Origin of the sequence: Mammaliicoccus sp. I-M35 (assembly GCF_022386455.1) — a bacterium.
GTDB lineage: Bacteria > Bacillota > Bacilli > Staphylococcales > Staphylococcaceae > Mammaliicoccus > Mammaliicoccus sciuri_A.
In genome coordinates, this window is the sequence record NZ_JAJNIL010000015.1 from 1 (window position 1) to 20,788 (window position 20,788).

The following is a 20,788-nucleotide window of genomic DNA, read 5'->3' on the forward strand; positions in this document are numbered from 1 at the left end:
GTAGTTTAATCATGATTTTAGTGGAAAATATTAATCCATATAAAAAAACAAACTGAACTTATAAATTTAAGTTCAGTTTGTCCACAGTCTGGAGCAACAGCCTAAGCTGTTGCTCTCCTCTTATTATGAATTTACTTCTTCTGTTTCAATCCATGGGTTATTTTGTATTAATTTTGTGATTTGTTCTGTAAATAATTTAACGCGTAATTTAATATCATCTACATCTACATAATATGTGCCGTCTTCTGTTTTACCATAGTCTGCATCTTGTGTTGAGATTTGAACTGGCACTGCGATACCTAATAAGTTTCTCATAATAATACGTAAATGTGATAATGGTTCTGTACTGCGCATACCACCACTGTTACATATTAAGCCAACAGGTTTCATTTTAAATTGATCCATCGTTAAATGATCTAATGCATTTTTCAGTATACCTGAATATGAACCGTGATAATTTGGCGTACCGATAATAATTGCATCGGCTTCTTCAGCTTTCTCACGTAATTCATTTACATTATCTTTAACGCGTTCGTCATTTAAATGCTTGCCTGATACATCTAAAAACGGTATTGGTTTATCATATAAATCAAACAATGTTACTTCTGCACCTTGTTCTTCTAAATTACCTCGAACAAATTGTGCTAGTGCATGTGTATGTGAATATTGTTTTGCGCTACCTACAATAAGTAATACTTTCAATGTTGTCACCTCAAAATTTTAATGATTATCATTACCGACCATTATAACATACAAAAAAAGTATGAATTCAAATTTATAGAAAAATCATTCTTTTGGACGATGTTTTAGCGGTCATAATCTTTGAGTGCATGTATAATCGCTTTACCTACACCACTATGTTCATTAGTGTCTGTAACATAATCTGCTATCTCTTTAACTTCGGGTGCACCATTTTCCATGGCAACTGCATAGCCTGCTTTTTCTAACATAGAAACGTCATTTAAATTATCGCCAATTGCCATTACGTCTGACATTGGGATGTTTAATTGATTTGCGATTTCTTCTAAAGCGATACCTTTTTGAGCATCTGAATGCGTAATTTCGATATTCCCTCTTGATGATGAAGATACAGCTAAACTTTTTGATTCTGAAATTTCAGCTTTGGCTCTATCAATTTTAGATAAGTCACTCGCGAATGCTAATATTTTCAAAATGATTTCGCCTGGTCTATTTTCGATTTCATCGTAGCTATCAACAGTTTTTAAAGTACCGTTGTCAATTCTACTTTGAATGTTGGCACGAATTTTCTTAACATCTGCTTTTTGACCTGCTTTTTCAGCGATATCAACGTAGATTTCTAAATCTTTTTCTGGGTCTTCTGTATATATACCGAAGTTTGTATATACTTGATAATAAATATCTTCTTTATTTAAGACGCCTGTGATTTTGTTGATTAATGGACGTGTTAATTTAGATGTATGAACGATGTTGAATTCTTCATCTCTTACTTCTGCACCATTTAAACAAATATATGGTAATGTTAAATCTGTTTTTTCAATTGGACTGTTTGCTTCATAAAATGCTCTACCCGTAGCTATAACGACAGTTATCCCTTTAGATTGTGCATACTTTATTGCTTCATAATTTTCATTAGAAACTTCATGTGCAGCGTTTAATAAAGTACCATCCATATCTGTTGCGATTAACTTAATCATGAAAGTAACCTCTTTTCTTTATATTCAACATAAATTTTAACAAATAACCGTAATAATCTCTATGAATCTGTATTATTCTGCTTGATTTGTTTTTTTAAAATCCTTTTTTCCTTAAAAAATGTTCGTAACATATCTCCACATTCTTGTTCGAGTACTCCTCTTTCAACTGTTGCTCGATGATTGAATCGTGTATCTTCTATTAGATTCATTAAGCTACCACTACAACCACCTTTTAAATCTGTCGCGCCGTATACGACATGAGGAATTCTACTCATAACAATAGCGCCTGAACACATCACACAAGGCTCTAACGTAGCATATAAAGTTGTCTCTTCAAGACGCCATGAATTAAGGTGCTTGGCCGCTTCTTGTATCGCTATCATCTCAGCGTGCGCTACAGGACTTTGATCATGTTCTCTTAAATTATGCCCTCTGCCAATTACTTCATCTTTATAAACAATTATTGCGCCAATCGGTACTTCATCCATTGCCCAAGCTTTTTTTGCTTCTTCAATTGCAAGTTTCATATATTTTTCATGCACGTCACATTTCACTCCGTTTAATTTGTGATAGAATAGGTATGTCTATTTTAACATCTGGAGAGATATATATGAAAAAAACCTTTATCGCAATTGAAGGACCAATCGGCGTCGGGAAAAGCTCTTTAACGAAAAAGCTTGCTGAAGCGCTCCATTACACTGAAGAATTTGAAATTGTTGATGAGAATCCATATTTAAGTGATTTTTATGACGATATTTCTAAATGGAGCTTTCAAACCGAAATGTTCTTCTTGTGTCATCGTTACAAACAGTTAACCGATTTAGAAAATATTAATGGTATTGTGAGCGACTATCATATCTTTAAAAATAAGATTTTCGCTAAAAACACATTAAATGAAACTGAATTTGATAAATTTAGTAGAATTTATGATATCTTAACTGAAGATATTCGCATGCCTGACCAAATTATCTTTCTCGATGCATCCCTCGAAGTACTTCAACAACGAATTGCCCATCGAAATAGATCGTACGAAACTCAAATTGAAAATGATTATTTAGCTCAACTTAAACGTGACTATAATCAATTTTATGAAGAAGTAAAAAACGAAATTGATGCTATTCAAATCGATACTTCTCAATTAGATTTCGTGAATAACACCGCAGATTATCAACAAGTCTTAAACTTATTACAACCTTTGATTGGAGAGATTATACATGACAAATAAAGTCATACCAAATGATGCTATCATCACTATTGCTGGTACTGTTGGTGTTGGAAAATCATCTTTAACACAAGCACTTAGCGAACGACTAAATTTCAAGACTTCTTTTGAGAAAGTCGATAACAACCCTTATTTAGAAAAATTTTATCACGACTTTGAACGTTGGAGCTTCCATCTACAAATTTACTTTTTAGCAGAACGCTTTAAAGAACAAAAGAGAATGTTCGAATATGGTGGCGGATTTATCCAAGACCGTTCAATATATGAAGACGTTGATATATTTGCTAAAATGCACGAAGAACAAGGCACAATGACTGAAGAAGATTATGCGACGTATAGAGAATTATTTGAAGCAATGGTTATGACACCTTACTTCCCTAAACCAGACGCATTAATCTATTTAGAATGTGACTATAATGATGTCATCCAACGTATCCAAAGACGTGGACGTCAAATGGAAATCGAAACAGATGAAGCATATTGGAAAAAATTATTCTCACGTTATGATAATTGGATTAACAACTTTACAGAATGTCCAGTTGTACGTGTAAATATTAACGACTATGACTTATATGAAGATCCAGATTCCATTAACCATATTATAGATAAAATCGCGCATGTCATTGAGACACATCGTTCAATCGATACACGCGTGAAATAATAAAATGGCCATAAACATGCTGTTATAAGCATATTTATGGCCATTTATTTTATTTACTCCATTCCGCTTCTTGTGCGTAAAATTCATTAATATCTTGATAAATAAAGTCTGCATCTGATAAATCTTCTTTATTACCCGTACCGCTCAGAACGCCAATAACTTTCTTGAAGTGTGCATTCTTACCCATTTGTATGTCTGTTGGTGTATCGCCTATAATCACAATTTCGTCTGGTGATACGTTCCATTTTTCATAAAAGTCTTCTACCATTTTTGGATTTGGCTTTTGATAACCGTTAATAGATGCTGTTATTTTTTCATCTATTAAATGACCTACACCTGCATCTTGAATAAATCTATTTGTCCCGTCGATATCATCACTTGTAATAATTGCGATTTGGTATGATTTCTCTTTAAATGCGGTTAATGTTTCTACCATTCCTTCTATAACGATTGTTTCTGGCTCGTACTCTGCGATTAAATCTTTGCTCAGTTGTACTGTCCAGTCTTCAATTTCTTTTGGATCAGCATTTTCTGCAAATTGTGTAAACACACGTACGATATCAGCTAATGTTCCTGATGCTAATATACCACTTGATAGAAATTGTCCATCTACATATCCTAACGCTTCTTGTAATGCTTGTTTTTGCTCTATATGATATTTCTCAACAAAGCGATCGATCATCACAAGTGATATTTCAGACCATGTTTCATCAAACTTAAGCAATGTCCCGTCTTTATCAAATAATAACCATTTAATCATCACTTTACTCCTTTAAAAAAGAGCCTGCTACAGATACTGTCTCAGACTCTCTTCTTATTATTGAATTTATTTACACAATTTCAATGTGGCTTTCTTGTCCTACAACAACTCTCCAACCATGTTTATCTTCTTTCTTACCTGTTTGGATTGCTGTATATTCATCAAATAACGTTTGAGTAACCGGACCGATTTCATTATTATTAATTGTAATTTCAGCTTCTTCGTATTTTAGGAATCCTACTGGAGAAATAACTGCTGCAGTTCCTGTCCCGAAAATTTCTGTTAAACGACCATCATGATGAGCATTTATAATATCATCAATAGATAATCGTTTCTCTTCAGTTTCATAACCTAACTCTCGAGCAAGTTCGAGAACTGTTTTACGTGTAATACCTGGTAAAATACTACCATTCAACTCAGGTGTTACAACTTTGCCATCGATGACGAAGAATATATTCATACTTCCGACTTCTTCGATGTATTTTTGTTCAACGCCGTCTAACCATAATACTTGATCAAATCCGAGTTCATTAGCACGTGTTTGCGCGATTAAACTTGCTGCGTAGTTACCACCACATTTAGCAAATCCAACGCCACCTCTTACAGCACGTACATATTCATCTTCAACATATATACTTGTTGGTTTCATTTGATCATCACCGTAATAAGCGCCTACTGGAGAAAGTATTACTAAAAATTCGTAGTCCGTAGAAGAACGCACACCTAAGTATGGTTCAGTTGCATATACAAATGGTCTAACATATAAAGATTGACCTTCTCCACTTGGAATCCAATCGCGCTCTAAATCAATAAGTTGAATTAAACCGTTTAACACTTTTTCTTCATCGATTTGAGGCATTTCAAGTCTTTTTAAAGATAAATTAATTCGCTTGAAATTTTGGTCAGGTCTGAATAACGTAACTTCATCACCATCTTTATATGCTTTCATACCTTCGAACACTGTTTGTCCATAATGAAGCCCTTGCGCACTTGGTGACAACGTAATCGGCCCATATGGAATTATTTTAGGCTCTGACCAGCCTTCACCCTGTTTATATGACATAGATAGCATATAATCAGTAAAGATTTCGCCAAAGACCAAATTTGAAAAATCCGGTTTCTCTTTAAGCTGTTCACGCTTTTCTACGTAAAATGTTTCTGTCATAATGATTCCTCCTAGGCTAATTAATAATTAATGTTATCAAGTATATCAGTCATAGAGGCGTTATTCAATGAATTTTTGGAAAATTTAAAAAATATACACAATAAAATTACTGTTTAGCTAAATTATCTTTTTCTTCAATAGCTTTAAGCATTAATGAAGTCATTTTTTCTAAATCATAAGTTGGTGAGAAGTCCCACTCTTCTTTCGCGCAAGTTGAATCAATAGAATTTGGCCAGCTATCAGCAATTGCTTGTCTTTCTGGATCCACATCATAACCTAATTCGAAATCAGGCATATGTTTTTGGATAGCAGCTTTAATTGTCTCAGGATCAACGCTCATTGCGCTCACATTGTATGCATTACGGTTAATTAATCGTGAACTATCCGCTTCCATCAATTTAATGATTGCATCAATAGCATCATCCATGAACATCATATCCATAAATGTACCTTTATCTATATAGCTGTCATATCTTCCTTCTCTGATAGCTTTGAAATAAATTTCCACTGCATAGTCAGTTGTACCGCCACCTGGTTCTTTAACATAAGAGATTAACCCAGGAAATCTCATACTTCTAGTATCTACGCCAAATTTCGTGTAGTAATAGTCACATAATAATTCCCCAGCTACTTTGTTTACACCATACATTGAAGTTGGTCTTTGTATTGTAACTTGTGGAGTCATATCTTTAGGTGTATTTGGTCCAAACGCACCGATTGAACTTGGTGTGAAGAATTGCATATCGAATTCACGTGCTATTTCAAGTGCATTCACTAATCCACCCATATTTAAATTCCAAGCGAATAGTGGATTCTTTTCAGCAGTTGCTGAAAGTAATGCCGCCATATGCATTAAAGTATCTGCATTGAAATTTTTAACTAATTCATGAAATCTTTCTTGATCTGTAACATCTAAAATTTCAAATGGTCCATTATTAATTTCGCTATCACTTTCTGGTTCTCTAATATCAGTCGCTAATACATTTTCATTACCATATTTATTTCTTAACTTTATAACTAATTCTGTCCCTATTTGTCCTAACGCCCCAGTGATTATTATCTTTTTCATTTTAAATCCTCCTGTATTGTTGAAATGTTCATTTGTACGCACAAGAAAGACAAAAGCGCTTTCTTCAATGATATTTTACTATATTTTTATCGTTTTGTATACTTCAGAAGTACATTAGAAAGATAAATAAAGTTACCTAATACAAAAAAACAATCGTATTGTAATACATAAGTCGAGAATAAAATGTTAGTTACGGTACGTTTCGTTACAAAAGTACTTAGTTTTATTACTAACGGCTCCCTTAATTACAAAAGTTCAGAGTTTTGTTACTAACGGCTCCCTTAATTACAAAAGTACAGAGTTTTGTTACTAACGCCTTCCTTAATTACAAAAGTACAGAGTTTTGTTACTAACGCCCTCCTTAATTACAAAAGTGCGAAGTTTTGTTACTAACGCCCTCCTTAATTACAAAAGTGCGAAGTTTTGTTACTAACAGCCTCCTTAATTACAAAAGTTCTGAGTTTTGTTACTAACGCCCTCCTTAATTACAAATGTACAGAGTTTTGTTACTAACGCCCTCCTTAATTACAAATGTACAGAGTTTTGTTACTAACTATCGCCTGAATCGCTATAAATTAAAAGCGCATGGGACGTATACATTTGTCCCATGCGCTTGATGAAATATTAATTATAGTAATCCTAATTCTTTACCGATTTTTTCATAAATATCAATTGCTTGATCTAATTGTTCTTTAGTGTGAGCAGCTGTTGGCATGTTTCTTACACGGCCTGTGCCTCTTGGAACTGTTGGGAATACGATTGCTTTCGCATACACACCTTCGTCCATTAATCTCTTACTAAATGTTTGAGCTTTTTTCTCTTCACCGATAATTACAGGTGTAATTGGTGTTTCTGAATGACCGATATCAAAGCCTTTTGCTTTTAAGCCTTCTTTTAAGTAATTAGCGTTATCCCATAATTTATCATGTAATTCTGTAGAGGCCATTAATTTTTTCACTGATTCTGTAATAGCTTTAGTATCCCCAGGTGCTAATGAAGTTGAGAATAAGAATGGTCTTGAAGCAACTTTTAACCAGTCGATTAAATCTTTAGTACCAGCTACATAACCACCTACAACACCAATTGCTTTTGATAGTGTTCCGATTTGGAAATCAATTTTGTCTTGAAGCCCGAAATGTTTAACTGTTCCTGCGCCTTTACCCATTACACCAGAACCATGCGCGTCATCAACATATGTGATTAAACCAAATTCTTCAGCAATTTCTACAATTTCAGGTAATTTTGCTACGTCTCCATCCATTGAGAATACGCCATCTGTAATGTACATAACTTTATTATATTGACCTGATTCAACCGCTTCTTTAGCTTTCGCTCTTAAATCATCCATATCTGAGTGATTAACACGAATAATTTTTGCTTTAGATAAACGACAACCATCAATAATTGAAGCATGGTTTAATTCATCAGATAAGATTGCATCATTTTTATTCATAACAGCTGAAATAGCAGCCATGTTACAGTTAAAGCCTGATTGGTATGCGATTGCACTTTCCGTACCTTTGAACTGAGCTAAAGTTTCTTCAAGTTCTCTGTGTAAGTCTAATGTACCGTTAATTGTACGTACTGCCCCCGCACCTACACCGTGAGAATCTATCGCATCTTTAGCAGCTTTCTTTAAATCTTCATCTGTTGCTAATCCAAGATAGTTATTTGAAGATAAGTTAATGTAATTTTTACCTCCAATTGTAATCTCAGCACCATTTGCACCTTCAACGACATCAATCTCGTTATATAGGCCATTGTCTTTTAATTCATTTAAATTTGTTTGTAAGAATGAATCTAATGTTTGTACCATTTAAACCTTCTCCTTTAGCACTTTTTCTCAATCATAACACATCAAAATCAAAGAATTAAGCGTTATCATCTCAAATTGAATTGTTTAAATTTTCTATAAATTTTGCTACAATTATCATATTATATTTTTAAAGAACTGAAAGAAGGTTTATGAATGGTTAATTGGAAAGAAGAAGTAGATAAAAAATTCGATCGACTTGTAGACATCAGAAGATATATGCATAAAAATCCTGAACTATCCTATCATGAGGAAAAAACTCATGATTTTATTTTATCTGAATTAAAAAAACTAGATAAATTAGAGATTAAAGCGCCAGTCGGGGAACGTGGTATTGTCGCTAAATTAACAGGGAATGAACCTGGACAAACAATCGCATTTCGCGCTGACTTTGATGCTTTACCTATTCAAGATGAAAAAGACGTACCTTATAAATCGACTGTTGATGGTGTAATGCATGCTTGTGGTCATGACGGTCATACCGCTACACTCTTAACATTCTGTGAAATACTGCATGAACATCAACATTTGCTTAAAGGGAATGTTGTTTTTATTTTTCAATATGCAGAAGAATTAAGTCCTGGTGGTGCTAGTCCAATGGTTGATGATGGCGCATTAGAAGGTGTGGATAAAGTTTATGGAAACCATTTTTGGAGTGGTCATGAAACATCTTCAATTAAGACACGTCCTAATGAAATGATGGCATCACCTGACTACTTTGAAGTGACCATTCAAGGTAAAGGTGGTCACGGTGCTAAACCTCATACATCAATCGATCCAATTGTAATCGTTGCTGAATACATTTCTAGCATCCAAAAAATCATTTCTCGAAACTTAGACCCAATAGATCGAGGTGTGATTACAGTTGGGAAAGTAGATGCGGGTACTGCATTTAATGTTATTAGTGATACAGCTACTTTAGCGGGTACTGTTAGAACATTTAAACCAGAAGTTAAAGACACAATAGAAGCTGAGCTTGAACGTGTCCTAAAAGGAATTTGTTTAGCCAATAACGCGACTTATGACTTTGAATACCGTAGAGGGTATCCTACAGTCGTCAATCACGAAGAACAATATGAAGTGGTTAAAGAAGCTGCTGAGCGCTTAGACTTAACTTATGAAGACATCCCTCCTATGATGATAGGTGAAGATTTCTCATACTACTTACTTAATCGTCCTGGTTGTTTCTTCCTAACAGGTAGTGGTAATGAAGATAAAGGCTCAACTGCCCCTCATCATCATCCTATGTTTGATTTAGACGAAGAAGCGATGAAGACGACAACGCAAATGTTTATTCAAGTACTTGAGATAGAAGGTGTTCTATAAGAATGAAAAATATTTTATTACAAAAAGTTGAAGACTATTATGATGAAATGATTGAAATCAGAAGATATTTACATATGAATCCAGAATTATCTTTTGAAGAAGTGAAGACACCTGCTTATATTGCACATTACTTAAGAGAATTAGGCATTGACGTTCGTGAAGGTGTCGGTGGACGCGGTGTTGTAGGTACATTAAATAAGGATAAAGAAGGTCCTACATTAGCGATTAGAGCTGATTTTGATGCATTACCTATCCAAGATGAAAAGGAAGTACCTTACAAATCAACTGTTGATGGTGTCATGCACGCTTGTGGTCACGATGCCCATACGGCTGTATTGTTAATGACTGCGAAAATTTTATCTGAACATAAAGATGAAATTAATGGTCGCGTTGTCTTTATTCACCAACATGCTGAAGAAGTCGATCCTGGTGGTGCTATTCAAATGATTGCTGATGGGTGTTTAACAGGCGTTGATGCGATTATCGGGCAACATGTATCTAGTCATTTAGATGTTGGTAAAATCGGCTATAAATACGGTACAACGACAGGTATTCCGGATGACTTCTGGATTACTTTGAAAGGTAGAGGTGGACATGCTGCTCATCCAGATCAATTAATTGATCCACTCGCTGCAGGTATACAATTATGTAACGATTTACAATACATTGTTTCACGTAAAACAAGTGCACTCTCTCCTGCCGTTTTATCCATTACAATGTTCAATGCTGGAGAAACGAATAATGTCATACCAGATACATGCAAAATTGGTGGAACGATTAGAACTTTCGACTCAGATACACAAAATAGTGTCATAGAAGGGTTTAAGAAAGTATTAGAAGGCATTGCGACTTCTACTGATGTTACTTACGACTTGAAATATAGTAAAGGGTATCCCCCTGTCATTAACACGGAACGTGAAACTGATCTTATATTAGAAGCGACTAAAGAAATTGATAGCGTTGAAGAACTCGTAGAATTAGAAGCAAGTTTAGGTGGAGAAGATTTTTCTTATTATCAACAGCGTGTTCCCGGTGCATTTTTCTATACAGGCACAAGAAACGAACATTTCAAAGCTGACTTCCCTCATCACCATCCAAAGTTTGATATTGATGAGCAAGGCTTAATAAACGCTGTACGCATCTTCTTACTCACAACATTTAAGTTTATGGAAAGGAATGATATTCATGACATTAACGACTGAAGTTAATCAATACATGGATGAATTAATAGAAATTAGAAGACATTTACACCAGCATCCCGAACTTTCTTTTCAAGAAGAAAATACAAAGAAATACATAGCTGATTATCTTGAAAACCTTGGAATTGAAGTTAAAAGAGATGTCGGTGGTAATGGCTTGTTAGGTTATATAAAAGGCGGACATGAAGGCCCAACGATTGCATTAAGAGCTGATTTTGATGCATTGCCAATTCAAGACGAGAAAGATGTACCTTATAAATCTAAAGTCGATGGTGTGATGCATGCTTGTGGTCATGATGCGCATACAGCAAGTTTACTCATCACTGCAAAAATACTTAAAAAGCATGAGCAAGATATTCATGGGAATGTCGTGTTAATCCATCAACACGCTGAAGAGTCACTTCCAGGTGGCGCTAAAGCGATGGTAGAAGCCGGTGCACTCGATGGTGTGGATTATGTCTTCGGAACACATACAGCAAGTCATATTGAAGCGAATAAAGTTGGATTTTGTTCTGGACCAGCATATGCTGCAGCTGATTCATTTGAAATTGATATACAAGGACTAGGCGGACATGGTGCTATGCCTCAACTAGCTAAAGATCCTATCGTTGCTGCATCTTCATTGATTGTCCAAGCACAAAGTATCGTTTCAAGAACAGTAGATCCTTTAGAATCGGCTGTCGTAACGTTCGGAACATTTAAAGGTGGTAATGCATTCAATGTAATCGCAGATAAAGTTCAATTATCAGGCACTATTAGAACATATTTACCATACGTTAAAGATCAAATTAAAGAACGTTTGAACGGTATATTAAACGGTATCGAATCAAGTTATGGTGTTAAATGTCATTTGAAATATCACGATGGCTATCCACCAGTAGTAAATCATGAGAAAGAAACAGAATGGGCTAAAAAACTTGCATCAGAAATTGATTCAGTTGAAGAAGCTTTCGATTTCCCTCCTTCTTTAGGTGGCGAAGATGTTGGTTATTTCTTACAACATGTTCCAGGAACATATTTCTTTACTGGTGTAGGTAACGAAGCACTTAAAGCGACTTATCCGCATCACCATCCAAAATTCGATTTAGATGAACAAGCACTACAAAATAGCGTCAAATTATTCTTATCTATTATTGAACATAGTGATGAATTAGAAAAATAAGCAATAAAAAAACCGAGACAACTTAATGTCTCGGCTTTTATTTTGTTTAATCAAGTTTGTTCAATATCGAATTAAGCTTCGATGATTGTAACAACGCCTGATCCAACTGTACGTCCACCTTCACGGATTGAGAAACGAGTACCGTCTTCAATAGCGATTGGTGAAATTAATTCAACGTCCATTTCAACGTTGTCGCCAGGCATAACCATTTCAGTACCTTCTGGTAAGTTAACTACACCAGTTACGTCAGTAGTACGGAAATAGAATTGTGGGCGGTAGTTTGTGAAGAATGGAGTATGACGTCCACCTTCGTCTTTAGATAATACATAAACTTCAGCTTTGAATTTAGTGTGAGGTGTGATTGAACCTGGTTTAGCTAATACTTGACCACGGTTAACGTCTTCACGAGCAACACCACGTAATAATGCACCGATGTTATCTCCAGCTTCAGCGAAGTCTAATAATTTACGGAACATTTCAACACCAGTTACAGTTGTTTTAGAAGATTCTTCAGTTAAACCGATGATTTCAACTTCTTCACCAACAGTGATTTGACCACGTTCAACACGGCCTGTAGCAACAGTACCACGACCAGTGATTGAGAATACGTCCTCAACTGGCATCATGAATGGTTTGTCAGAGTCACGTTCTGGAGTTGGAATGAATGTATCAACAGCTTCCATTAATTCCATGATTTTATCTTCGTAAGCTTCGTCGCCTTCTAATGCTTTTAATGCTGAACCAGCAATTACAGGAACGTCGTCGCCTGGGAAGTCATATTCAGATAATAAGTCACGAACTTCCATTTCAACTAATTCTAATAATTCTTCATCGTCAACCATGTCAACTTTGTTTAAGAATACTACTAATGCAGGAACACCTACGTTACGTGATAAAAGAATGTGCTCACGAGTTTGAGGCATTGGACCGTCAGCAGCAGATACTACTAAGATACCGCCGTCCATTTGAGCAGCACCAGTGATCATGTTTTTAACATAGTCAGCGTGTCCTGGGCAGTCAACGTGCGCATAGTGACGTTTTTCAGTTTCATATTCGATGTGTGAAGTATTGATTGTAATACCACGTTCTTTTTCTTCTGGAGCGTTATCGATTTGGTCGTAAGAACGAGCTTCTCCGTCACCAGAACGTTTTGCTAATACAGTTGCGATAGCAGCTGTTAAAGTAGTTTTACCATGGTCAACGTGACCGATAGTACCAATATTGGCATGTGTTTTTGAGCGATCAAATTTTTCTTTAGCCATTATGAAATCTCTCCTATTCATATTAAAAATTATTTTTTATTTAAGCCTCATGATGGTTACTCACCATCATGAGGATAACCTATAGTTAATTTATAAATCATTTTGATGAAAAAATCAATTTATTAAAGCGAATGTATTATTCACCTTTGTTTTTCTTGATAATTTCTTCAGAAATTGATTTAGGAACTTCTTCGTAGTGATCAAATACCATAGTATAAGTACCACGACCTTGAGTGTTAGAACGTAAGTTTGTAGCGTAACCGAACATTTCTGAAAGTGGAACAAATGCACGAACAACTTGAGCGTTACCGCGTGCTTCCATACCTTCAACACGTCCACGACGACTTGTTACGTCACCCATGATGTCTCCCATGTATTCTTCAGGCATAACGATTTCAACTTTCATCATTGGCTCTAAGATTACAGGGTTACATTTTTTAGCTGCTTCTTTAAGTGCTAATGACGCAGCAACTTTGAAGGCCATTTCAGATGAATCGACATCATGATATGAACCATCATATAGTTTAGCTTTAACGTCAACTAATGGATATCCAGCTAATACACCGTTTTCCATAGCATCTTTAAGACCAGCTTCAACTGATGGAATGTATTCACGAGGAACTACACCACCGACGATAGCATTTTCGAATTCGAAGCCGCCACCTTGTTCGTTAGGTGTGAATTCAATATGAACATCACCATATTGTCCACGTCCACCTGATTGACGAGAGAATTTACCTTGAACTTGTGCAGATTCTTTGAACGTTTCACGGTAAGATACCATTGGAGCACCAACAGTACATTCTACTTTGAATTCACGTTTCATACGGTCTACTAAGATATCAAGATGTAATTCACCCATACCACCGATGATAACTTGTCCAGTTTCATGGTCAGTGTGTGCATGGAATGTTGGATCTTCTTCTTGTAATTTAACTAATGCGTTAGTCATTTTATCTTGGTCAGCTTTAGATTTAGGCTCAACAGATAAGTGAATAACAGGTTCTGGGAATTCCATTGATTCTAAGATAATGTTATCTTTTTCATCACATAAAGTATCACCAGTACCAGTATCTTTAAGACCAACAGCACCTGCAATGTCACCAGAATATACAGTAGAAATCTCTTCACGAGAGTTAGCGTGCATTTGTAGGATACGACCTACACGTTCACGTTTACCTTTAGTAGAGTTTCTTACGTATGAACCAGATTCCATTGTACCTGAATAAACACGGAAGAATGTTAATTTACCTACGAATGGGTCAGTCATTACTTTAAACGCTAATGCAGCGAAAGGTGCTGAGTCATCAGGTCTAGCAATTACTTCTTCATCTTCGTTATCAGCTCTATGTCCGATAATAGGTTTAACATCTAATGGTGATGGTAAGTAGTCAATAACAGCGTCCAACATTAATTGAACACCTTTGTTTTTGAATGCTGTACCACATAATACTGGGTAGAATTCAACGTCACAAGTAGCTTGACGGATAGCCGCTTTAAGCTCATCAACTGTGATTTCTTCTCCACCTAAGTATTTTTCCATTAATTCGTCATTTGATTCAGAAACAGCTTCAATTAAAGCTTCACGAGCTTCTTCAGCTTGTTGTTTGTGAGATTCTGGGATCTCAACTTCGTCAATTTCAGTACCTAAGTCATTAGTGTATTGGAAACATTTCATTTCTACTAAGTCAATAATAGCGTTGAAATCGTCTTCCGCACCAATTGGTAACTGAATTGGATGAGCATTTGCTTGTAAGCGCTCATGTAGTGTACCAACTGAATATTCAAAGTTAGCACCCATTTTGTCCATTTTATTAATGAATACAATACGAGGTACTCCGTAAGTTGTAGCTTGACGCCAAACTGTTTCAGTTTGAGGTTCAACACCTGATTGCGCATCAAGAACAGTTACAGCACCATCAAGTACACGTAATGAACGTTCAACTTCAACTGTGAAGTCTACGTGTCCTGGTGTATCGATGATGTTTACACGGTGACCATCCCATTGTGCAGTAGTCGCAGCAGAAGTGATTGTAATACCACGCTCTTGCTCTTGTTCCATCCAGTCCATTTGTGAAGCACCTTCATGTGTTTCACCAATTTTATGGATACGGCCTGTGTAATAAAGAATACGTTCAGTAGTAGTAGTTTTACCAGCATCGATGTGAGCCATGATACCGATATTACGAGTGTTTTTCAAAGAAAAATCTCTTGCCATAGTATTCTTACTCCTTCCAAAACATTGGATATTTGGTTGTTGTTTATATAGATACTTTGATACCCTAAGTGTTTAAAAAACTATAGATGACCTATAAATAAGCCTCTTTATAATTTTAACGCTTAGGGTTCTAAGTTCTATCTTACCAACGGTAATGAGCAAACGCTTTGTTAGCTTCTGCCATTTTGTGAGTGTCTTCACGTTTCTTAACAGCACCACCAGTGTTATTGGCAGCATCTAAGATTTCATTAGCTAAACGCTCTTCCATAGTTTTTTCACCACGAAGACGCGCGTAGTTAACTAACCAACGTAAACCTAAAGTAGTACGACGTTCTGGACGTACTTCTACAGGTACTTGATAGTTTGAACCACCTACACGGCGAGCTTTAACTTCAAGTACAGGCATGATGTTGTTGATAGCTTCATCGAATACTTCCATAGCATCTTTACCTGAACGTTCTTGAACAAGTTCGAATGCAGAATAAAGAATTCTTTGAGCAGTACCACGTTTACCATCAAGCATGATTTTGTTGATTAATTTTGTTACTAATTTAGAGTTGTGAATTGGATCTGGTAAAACATCTCTTTTTGCAACTGGACCTTTACGAGGCATAATCGTAATCCTCCTTCCTCATTATAAAGTTTAATTGATTTATCGTCATTTAAAAAACTGTTATTTACAGAAATTTAATGTCAAATTATTTTTTAGCAGCTTTAGGTTTTTTAGCACCATAAAGTGAACGGCTTTGCATACGACCGTCAACACCAGAAGTGTCTAAAGCACCACGTACGATATGGTAACGCACACCAGGTAAGTCTTTTACACGTCCACCACGAATAAGTACAACACTGTGTTCTTGTAAGTTGTGACCAATACCAGGGATATACGCGTTTACTTCGATGTTGTTTGATAAACGAACACGAGCATATTTACGTAAAGCTGAGTTAGGTTTTTTAGGTGTCATTGTTCCTACACGAGTACATACACCACGTTTTTGAGGAGAGTATACAGTAGTCATTTTTTTCTTCATGCTATTGTAACCTCTGTTTAATGCTGGTGCAGTTGATTTTTGTGTTTTGCTAGTACGAGGTTTACGTACTAATTGGTTAATAGTAGGCATCTTTAATGTCCTCCTCTCTTCATTTCTTAATTCCACACATCCAGGTGGTTCATTTTAAGTCAAATAAAAATAGTAAGCACAGCTTACACATTTATTTAAGCAATGCAACAACTGTCGCATTAACTTCTATTCCATAGCGTGATCCAAGTTCTTGTCGACTAGGACTATAACTTATCGGAACGCCTGTCTCAAATGCTATCGATAACACTTTCGACAAAATATGAATATTGACATCTTGAGCAATGATTACTTGACGTACATCATGCTTCAATAATGCTTTAGTGGTCTGTTTTAAACCAATGACATAACTGTCTTGATTTAAGCTTAAGGCTTTTTCATTAGACATTTCATATCCTCCAAAGCGTCTGCTTTCATCAACCTTAACAATAATAACATTGCACAGTTATAAAGTCAATCATTTTTAAGGTGTTTTTATAATAAAATACAAGCTGTTCTAGGAACCTAGAACAGCCCATATATATTAGTCAGTTACAACTTGTTCTTCAGGTACTACTTCTTTTTCAACTTTTTCAAAGTCAACACCAGTATATCTTCTCATACCTGTTCCGGCAGGGATCAATTTACCGATGATAACATTTTCTTTAAGTCCAAGTAAGTCATCACGCTTACCTTTAATAGCAGCATCTGTAAGTACTCTTGTTGTTTCTTGGAATGAAGCAGCTGATAAGAAACTTTCAGTCTCAAGAGATGCTTTCGTAATACCAAGTAATACAGGTTTAGCAGTTGCTGGACGTTTACGCGTCGCAAATACTTCTCTGTTTGCATCAGTGAATGTATGAATATCAACTAATGCACCTGGTAATAGTTTAGTATCTCCTGCTTCAATAATTCTTACTTTACGAAGCATTTGTCTAACCATAACTTCAACGTGTTTATCTGAAATTTCAACACCTTGCATACGGTAAACTTTTTGTACTTCTTTAAGTAAGTAACTTTGAGTTGCATTTAAGCCTGCAACAGCTAGTAATCCTTTAGGTTCGATTGAACCTTCAGTCATAACTTCACCACGTTCTACGTATTGACCTTCTTCAACTTTAAGTCGAGCAGTACCTGGTGCGTTATAAGTACGGATTTCATTTTCGCCTTTAACTTTAATTTCTTGTTGACGATCTTTAACAATCGTAATTTCAGTTACTTCACCATTAATTTCAGAAATAACAGCTTGTCCTTTAGGGTTACGTGCTTCAAATAGCTCTTGAATACGAGGTAAACCTTGAGTGATATCGGCACCTGCTACACCACCTGTATGGAATGTACGCATTGTAAGCTGAGTACCTGGTTCACCGATTGATTGTGCAGCAATTGTACCAACTGCTTCACCAACTTCAACTTGTTCACCAGTTGCTAAGTTCTTACCATAACATTTTTCACATACACCGTGACGAGTGTTACATGTAAATGCAGAGCGAATATGCATTTCAGTAATACCTGCATCAACTATTTGTTTAGCAATATCAGCAGTTATTAATTCATTAACTTTAATAATTACTTCATCTGTTTCAGGATGACGTAATGTTTCTTTAGAGTAACGACCTTCAATACGTTCAATGAATGGCTCGATTAACTCTGATCCTTCTCTAATATCTGAAACAAGTAATCCACGGTCAGTTCCACAGTCTTCTTCTCTAACGATAACATCTTGTGCTACGTCAACTAGACGACGTGTTAAGTAACCTGAATCGGCAGTTTTCAGCGCTGTATCGGCAAGACCTTTACGCGCACCGTGAGTAGAGATGAAGTATTCAAGTACTGTTAAACCTTCACGGAATGAAGATTTAATAGGTAACTCGATAATTCGACCAGATGGGTTAGCCATCAAACCACGCATACCAGCTAATTGAGTGAAGTTAGATGCGTTACCACGGGCACCAGAGTCACTCATCATGAAGATTGGGTTTAAGCTGTCTAATGACATCATTAATTTAGCTTGAATATCATCTTTAGCTTTTGTCCAAATTTCAATTACAGCAGCATAACGTTCGCTTTCAGTAATTAAACCACGGCTAAACTGTTTCTGTACTTTATCTACTTTGACTTCTGCTTCTCCAATAATTTCTTGTTTATCAGGAAGTACCACAATGTCAGAAACCCCAACTGTAATACCAGCTTTAGATGAGTATTTAAATCCTAAATCTTTCATCTTATCAAGCATTACTGATGTATCTGTAATGTGGAATTTATTAAAGATTTCCGCAATGATTTGACCTAAGAATTTCTTGTTAAATGGTTTAACAAGTTCAACATCTTGTAAGTACTCGATTAATCCACCTTCTGGAATATCAGTAGGTGATACAAAGTATTTGTCAGGTGTTGATTTTTCTAAATTGAAATTCGTTGGTTCATTAATATACGGGAATGAATCCGGCATAATTTCATTGAATATCACTTTACCAACAGATGTGATAAGTAGTTTATTGTTTTGTTCTTCTGTAAATGTTGGGTTCTTTAATGATCTTGCATGAACAGCTATACGTGAGTGTAAATGAACATAACCATTTACATACGCTTTAATAACTTCATCTGTTTCACTAAAGATTTCACCAGCTCCTGTAGCGCCTTTACGTTCAAGTGTTAAGTAATAGTTACCTAATACCATATCTTGAGAAGGTGTTACGACTGGTTTACCATCTTTAGGGTTCAAGATGTTTTGAGCTGCAAGCATTAACATACGTGCTTCTGCTTGTGCTTCTTTTGATAATGGAACATGGACAGCCATTTGGTCACCATCAAAGTCAGCGTTATAAGCAGTTGTTACAAGTGGATGAAGTCTGATTGCACGACCTTCAACTAGTGTAGGTTCAAATGCTTGAATACCTAAACGGTGAAGTGTTGGTGCACGGTTTAATAGTACTGGATGTTCTTTAATAACATCTTCTAGTACATCCCAAACTTCTTCTTCCATTCTTTCTATTTTACCTTTTGCATTCTTGATGTTTGTAGCAATTTCACGTTCAACAAGTTCTTTCATAATGAAAGGTTTGAACAATTCTAACGCCATTTCTTTCGGTAAACCACATTGATACATTTTAAGGTTTGGTCCAACTACGATAACTGAACGACCTGAATAGTCAACACGTTTACCAAGTAAGTTTTGACGGAAACGACCTTGTTTACCTTTTAACATATGTGACAATGATTTTAATGGACGGTTACCTGGTCCAGTTACTGGACGACCACGACGACCATTATCAATTAAAGCATCTACAGCTTCTTGTAACATACGTTTTTCATTTTGAACGATAATACCAGGTGCACCTAAGTCTAATAAACGTTTCAAACGATTATTACGGTTGATAACACGACGGTATAAATCATTTAAATCACTTGTTGCGAAACGTCCACCATCTAATTGAACCATTGGACGAATTTCAGGTGGAATAATTGGTAATACATCTAAGATCATCCAAGATGGATCATTACCTGAGTGACGGAATGATTCAACAACTTCTAGACGTTTAATTGCTCTTGTCAATCTTTGTCCTGTTGCTGATTCTAATTCTTCACGTAATTCTTTTAATTCTTTATCTAAGTCGATATCGCTTAATAAGTCACGGATTGCTTCTGCACCCATTTTTGCTGTGAATTTACCTGGATATTTATCATAATACTCACGGAATTCACCTTCAGTTAATAATTGTTTCTTCTCTAATCCAGTTGGACCTGGATCAATTACAGTGTAAGAAGCAAAGTATATAACCTCTTCAAGTGAACGTGGTGACATATCAAGTAAAAGTCCCATACGACTTGGGATACCTTTGAAGTACCAAATGTGTGAAACTGGAGCTGCTAATTCAATGTGCCCCATTCTTTCACGACGCACTTTTGATTTAGTAACCTCTACACCACAACGGTCACAGACCATGCCTTTGTAGCGTACTCTTTTATATTTACCACAACTACATTCCCAGTCCTTAGTTGGACCAAAAATTTTCTCACAGAATAAACCATCTCTTTCAGGTTTTAACGTACGGTAGTTAATTGTTTCTGGTTTTTTCACTTCACCAAATGACCAAGAACGGATCTTTTCAGGTGAAGCAAGTCCTATTTTCATGTAATGGAAATTATTTACATCAATCAAGGAGCCTACCTCCTTCAATTTAAATTAGTTGTGCC

At 35.9% G+C, this 20,788-nt stretch carries 18 protein-coding genes; 5 read left to right on the forward strand and 13 right to left on the reverse strand.

The annotated features are described in order from the left end of the window. Positions 1-123 precede the first annotated feature (123 nt). The 3 genes from LQ679_RS13555 to tadA form a co-directional block, all read right to left on the reverse strand. Positions 124-702 carry an NADPH-dependent FMN reductase gene (locus tag LQ679_RS13555; RefSeq protein ID WP_037589932.1) on the reverse strand — a complete coding sequence of 193 codons (579 nt, stop codon included), beginning with the start codon at positions 700-702 and terminating at the stop codon, positions 124-126. A 104-nt stretch (positions 703-806) separates the two neighbouring features. After that, the gene (locus LQ679_RS13560; RefSeq protein WP_107576865.1) at positions 807-1,676 is read right to left on the reverse strand and encodes a Cof-type HAD-IIB family hydrolase; all 870 of its coding nucleotides are present in this window, start codon (positions 1,674-1,676) and stop codon (positions 807-809) included. 59 nt (positions 1,677-1,735) lie between these two features. Then, on the reverse strand, positions 1,736-2,203 hold the full coding sequence (gene tadA / locus LQ679_RS13565) for a tRNA adenosine(34) deaminase TadA (RefSeq protein WP_037589959.1): 468 nt from the start codon (positions 2,201-2,203) through the stop codon (positions 1,736-1,738). Between the two features lie 83 nt (positions 2,204-2,286). On the opposite strand from tadA, the gene LQ679_RS13570 reads away from it, so the two are divergent. Continuing rightward, a complete protein-coding gene (locus tag LQ679_RS13570; RefSeq protein ID WP_204255789.1) occupies positions 2,287-2,901 on the forward strand; it encodes a deoxynucleoside kinase in 615 nt (204 codons plus the stop codon). Next, a complete protein-coding gene (locus LQ679_RS13575) occupies positions 2,891-3,559 on the forward strand; it encodes a deoxynucleoside kinase (RefSeq protein ID WP_025904877.1) in 669 nt (222 codons plus the stop codon). The genes LQ679_RS13570 and LQ679_RS13575 overlap by 11 nt, the downstream gene beginning before the upstream one ends. Positions 3,560-3,608: 49 nt before the next feature. Here LQ679_RS13575 and LQ679_RS13580 read toward each other — a convergent pair whose 3' ends face one another. From LQ679_RS13580 to LQ679_RS13595, 4 genes are all read right to left on the reverse strand, one after another. Beyond that, positions 3,609-4,319: an HAD family hydrolase gene (locus LQ679_RS13580; RefSeq protein ID WP_239763340.1), complete on the reverse strand. Its 711-nt coding sequence runs from the start codon at positions 4,317-4,319 to the stop codon at positions 3,609-3,611. 70 nt (positions 4,320-4,389) lie between these two features. After that, positions 4,390-5,484 (reverse strand): branched-chain amino acid aminotransferase, encoded by a 1,095-nt coding sequence (locus LQ679_RS13585; protein ID WP_025904875.1) that lies wholly within the window; start codon positions 5,482-5,484, stop codon positions 4,390-4,392. Positions 5,485-5,590: 106 nt separating this feature from the next. Beyond that, a complete protein-coding gene (locus LQ679_RS13590; RefSeq protein ID WP_037589928.1) occupies positions 5,591-6,553 on the reverse strand; it encodes an L-threonine 3-dehydrogenase in 963 nt (320 codons plus the stop codon). A 628-nt stretch (positions 6,554-7,181) separates the two neighbouring features. Then, a complete protein-coding gene (locus LQ679_RS13595; protein WP_025904873.1) occupies positions 7,182-8,369 on the reverse strand; it encodes a glycine C-acetyltransferase in 1,188 nt (395 codons plus the stop codon). Positions 8,370-8,522: 153 nt separating this feature from the next. On the opposite strand from LQ679_RS13595, the gene LQ679_RS13600 reads away from it, so the two are divergent. From LQ679_RS13600 to LQ679_RS13610, 3 genes are read left to right on the forward strand one after another with little or no spacing between them, the layout of a single operon-like run. Further along, entirely contained in the window at positions 8,523-9,692 is a 1,170-nt protein-coding gene (locus LQ679_RS13600) for an amidohydrolase (protein WP_239740189.1), read from the forward strand. 2 nt (positions 9,693-9,694) lie between these two features. Next, entirely contained in the window at positions 9,695-10,894 is a 1,200-nt protein-coding gene (locus LQ679_RS13605) for an amidohydrolase (RefSeq protein ID WP_025904871.1), read from the forward strand. Continuing rightward, a complete protein-coding gene (locus LQ679_RS13610) occupies positions 10,878-12,053 on the forward strand; it encodes a M20 metallopeptidase family protein (RefSeq protein ID WP_239763342.1) in 1,176 nt (391 codons plus the stop codon). Before LQ679_RS13605 ends, LQ679_RS13610 begins: the two co-directional genes overlap by 17 nt. 71 nt (positions 12,054-12,124) lie before the next feature. Here the strand turns inward: LQ679_RS13610 and tuf are convergent, their stop codons facing one another. From tuf to rpoC, 6 genes are all read right to left on the reverse strand, one after another. Next, complete coding sequence (gene tuf, locus LQ679_RS13615) at positions 12,125-13,315, reverse strand: elongation factor Tu (protein WP_037589925.1); 1,191 nt, start codon at positions 13,313-13,315, stop codon at positions 12,125-12,127. Positions 13,316-13,451: 136 nt separating this feature from the next. Continuing rightward, positions 13,452-15,533, reverse strand: coding sequence for an elongation factor G (gene fusA, locus LQ679_RS13620; RefSeq protein WP_037589924.1), 2,082 nt, complete (start codon positions 15,531-15,533; stop codon positions 13,452-13,454). Between the two features lie 142 nt (positions 15,534-15,675). Continuing rightward, positions 15,676-16,146: a 30S ribosomal protein S7 gene (gene rpsG, locus LQ679_RS13625; protein WP_025904867.1), complete on the reverse strand. Its 471-nt coding sequence runs from the start codon at positions 16,144-16,146 to the stop codon at positions 15,676-15,678. An 85-nt stretch (positions 16,147-16,231) separates the two neighbouring features. Continuing rightward, a complete protein-coding gene (gene rpsL / locus LQ679_RS13630) occupies positions 16,232-16,654 on the reverse strand; it encodes a 30S ribosomal protein S12 (protein WP_037589923.1) in 423 nt (140 codons plus the stop codon). A 91-nt stretch (positions 16,655-16,745) separates the two neighbouring features. Continuing rightward, entirely contained in the window at positions 16,746-17,000 is a 255-nt protein-coding gene (locus LQ679_RS13635) for a ribosomal L7Ae/L30e/S12e/Gadd45 family protein (protein ID WP_025904865.1), read from the reverse strand. 135 nt (positions 17,001-17,135) lie between these two features. Further along, positions 17,136-20,753, reverse strand: coding sequence for a DNA-directed RNA polymerase subunit beta' (rpoC, locus tag LQ679_RS13640; protein WP_037589922.1), 3,618 nt, complete (start codon positions 20,751-20,753; stop codon positions 17,136-17,138). Positions 20,754-20,788: the final 35 nt, after the last annotated feature.

Coding starts and splice junctions, on each gene's coding strand:
- LQ679_RS13560 (WP_107576865.1), bottom strand. CDS start 1,676: ATGATTAAGTTAATCGCAACAGATATGGATGGTACTTTATTAAACGCT.
- tadA (WP_037589959.1), bottom strand. CDS start 2,203: ATGAAACTTGCAATTGAAGAAGCAAAAAAAGCTTGGGCAATGGATGAA.
- LQ679_RS13570 (WP_204255789.1), top strand. CDS start 2,287: ATGAAAAAAACCTTTATCGCAATTGAAGGACCAATCGGCGTCGGGAAA.
- LQ679_RS13575 (WP_025904877.1), top strand. CDS start 2,891: ATGACAAATAAAGTCATACCAAATGATGCTATCATCACTATTGCTGGT.
- LQ679_RS13580 (WP_239763340.1), bottom strand. CDS start 4,319: ATGATTAAATGGTTATTATTTGATAAAGACGGGACATTGCTTAAGTTT.
- LQ679_RS13585 (WP_025904875.1), bottom strand. CDS start 5,484: ATGACAGAAACATTTTACGTAGAAAAGCGTGAACAGCTTAAAGAGAAA.
- LQ679_RS13590 (WP_037589928.1), bottom strand. CDS start 6,553: ATGAAAAAGATAATAATCACTGGGGCGTTAGGACAAATAGGGACAGAA.
- LQ679_RS13595 (WP_025904873.1), bottom strand. CDS start 8,369: ATGGTACAAACATTAGATTCATTCTTACAAACAAATTTAAATGAATTA.
- LQ679_RS13600 (WP_239740189.1), top strand. CDS start 8,523: ATGGTTAATTGGAAAGAAGAAGTAGATAAAAAATTCGATCGACTTGTA.
- LQ679_RS13605 (WP_025904871.1), top strand. CDS start 9,695: ATGAAAAATATTTTATTACAAAAAGTTGAAGACTATTATGATGAAATG.
- LQ679_RS13610 (WP_239763342.1), top strand. CDS start 10,878: ATGACATTAACGACTGAAGTTAATCAATACATGGATGAATTAATAGAA.
- tuf (WP_037589925.1), bottom strand. CDS start 13,315: ATGGCTAAAGAAAAATTTGATCGCTCAAAAACACATGCCAATATTGGT.
- fusA (WP_037589924.1), bottom strand. CDS start 15,533: ATGGCAAGAGATTTTTCTTTGAAAAACACTCGTAATATCGGTATCATG.
- rpsG (WP_025904867.1), bottom strand. CDS start 16,146: ATGCCTCGTAAAGGTCCAGTTGCAAAAAGAGATGTTTTACCAGATCCA.
- rpsL (WP_037589923.1), bottom strand. CDS start 16,654: ATGCCTACTATTAACCAATTAGTACGTAAACCTCGTACTAGCAAAACA.
- LQ679_RS13635 (WP_025904865.1), bottom strand. CDS start 17,000: ATGTCTAATGAAAAAGCCTTAAGCTTAAATCAAGACAGTTATGTCATT.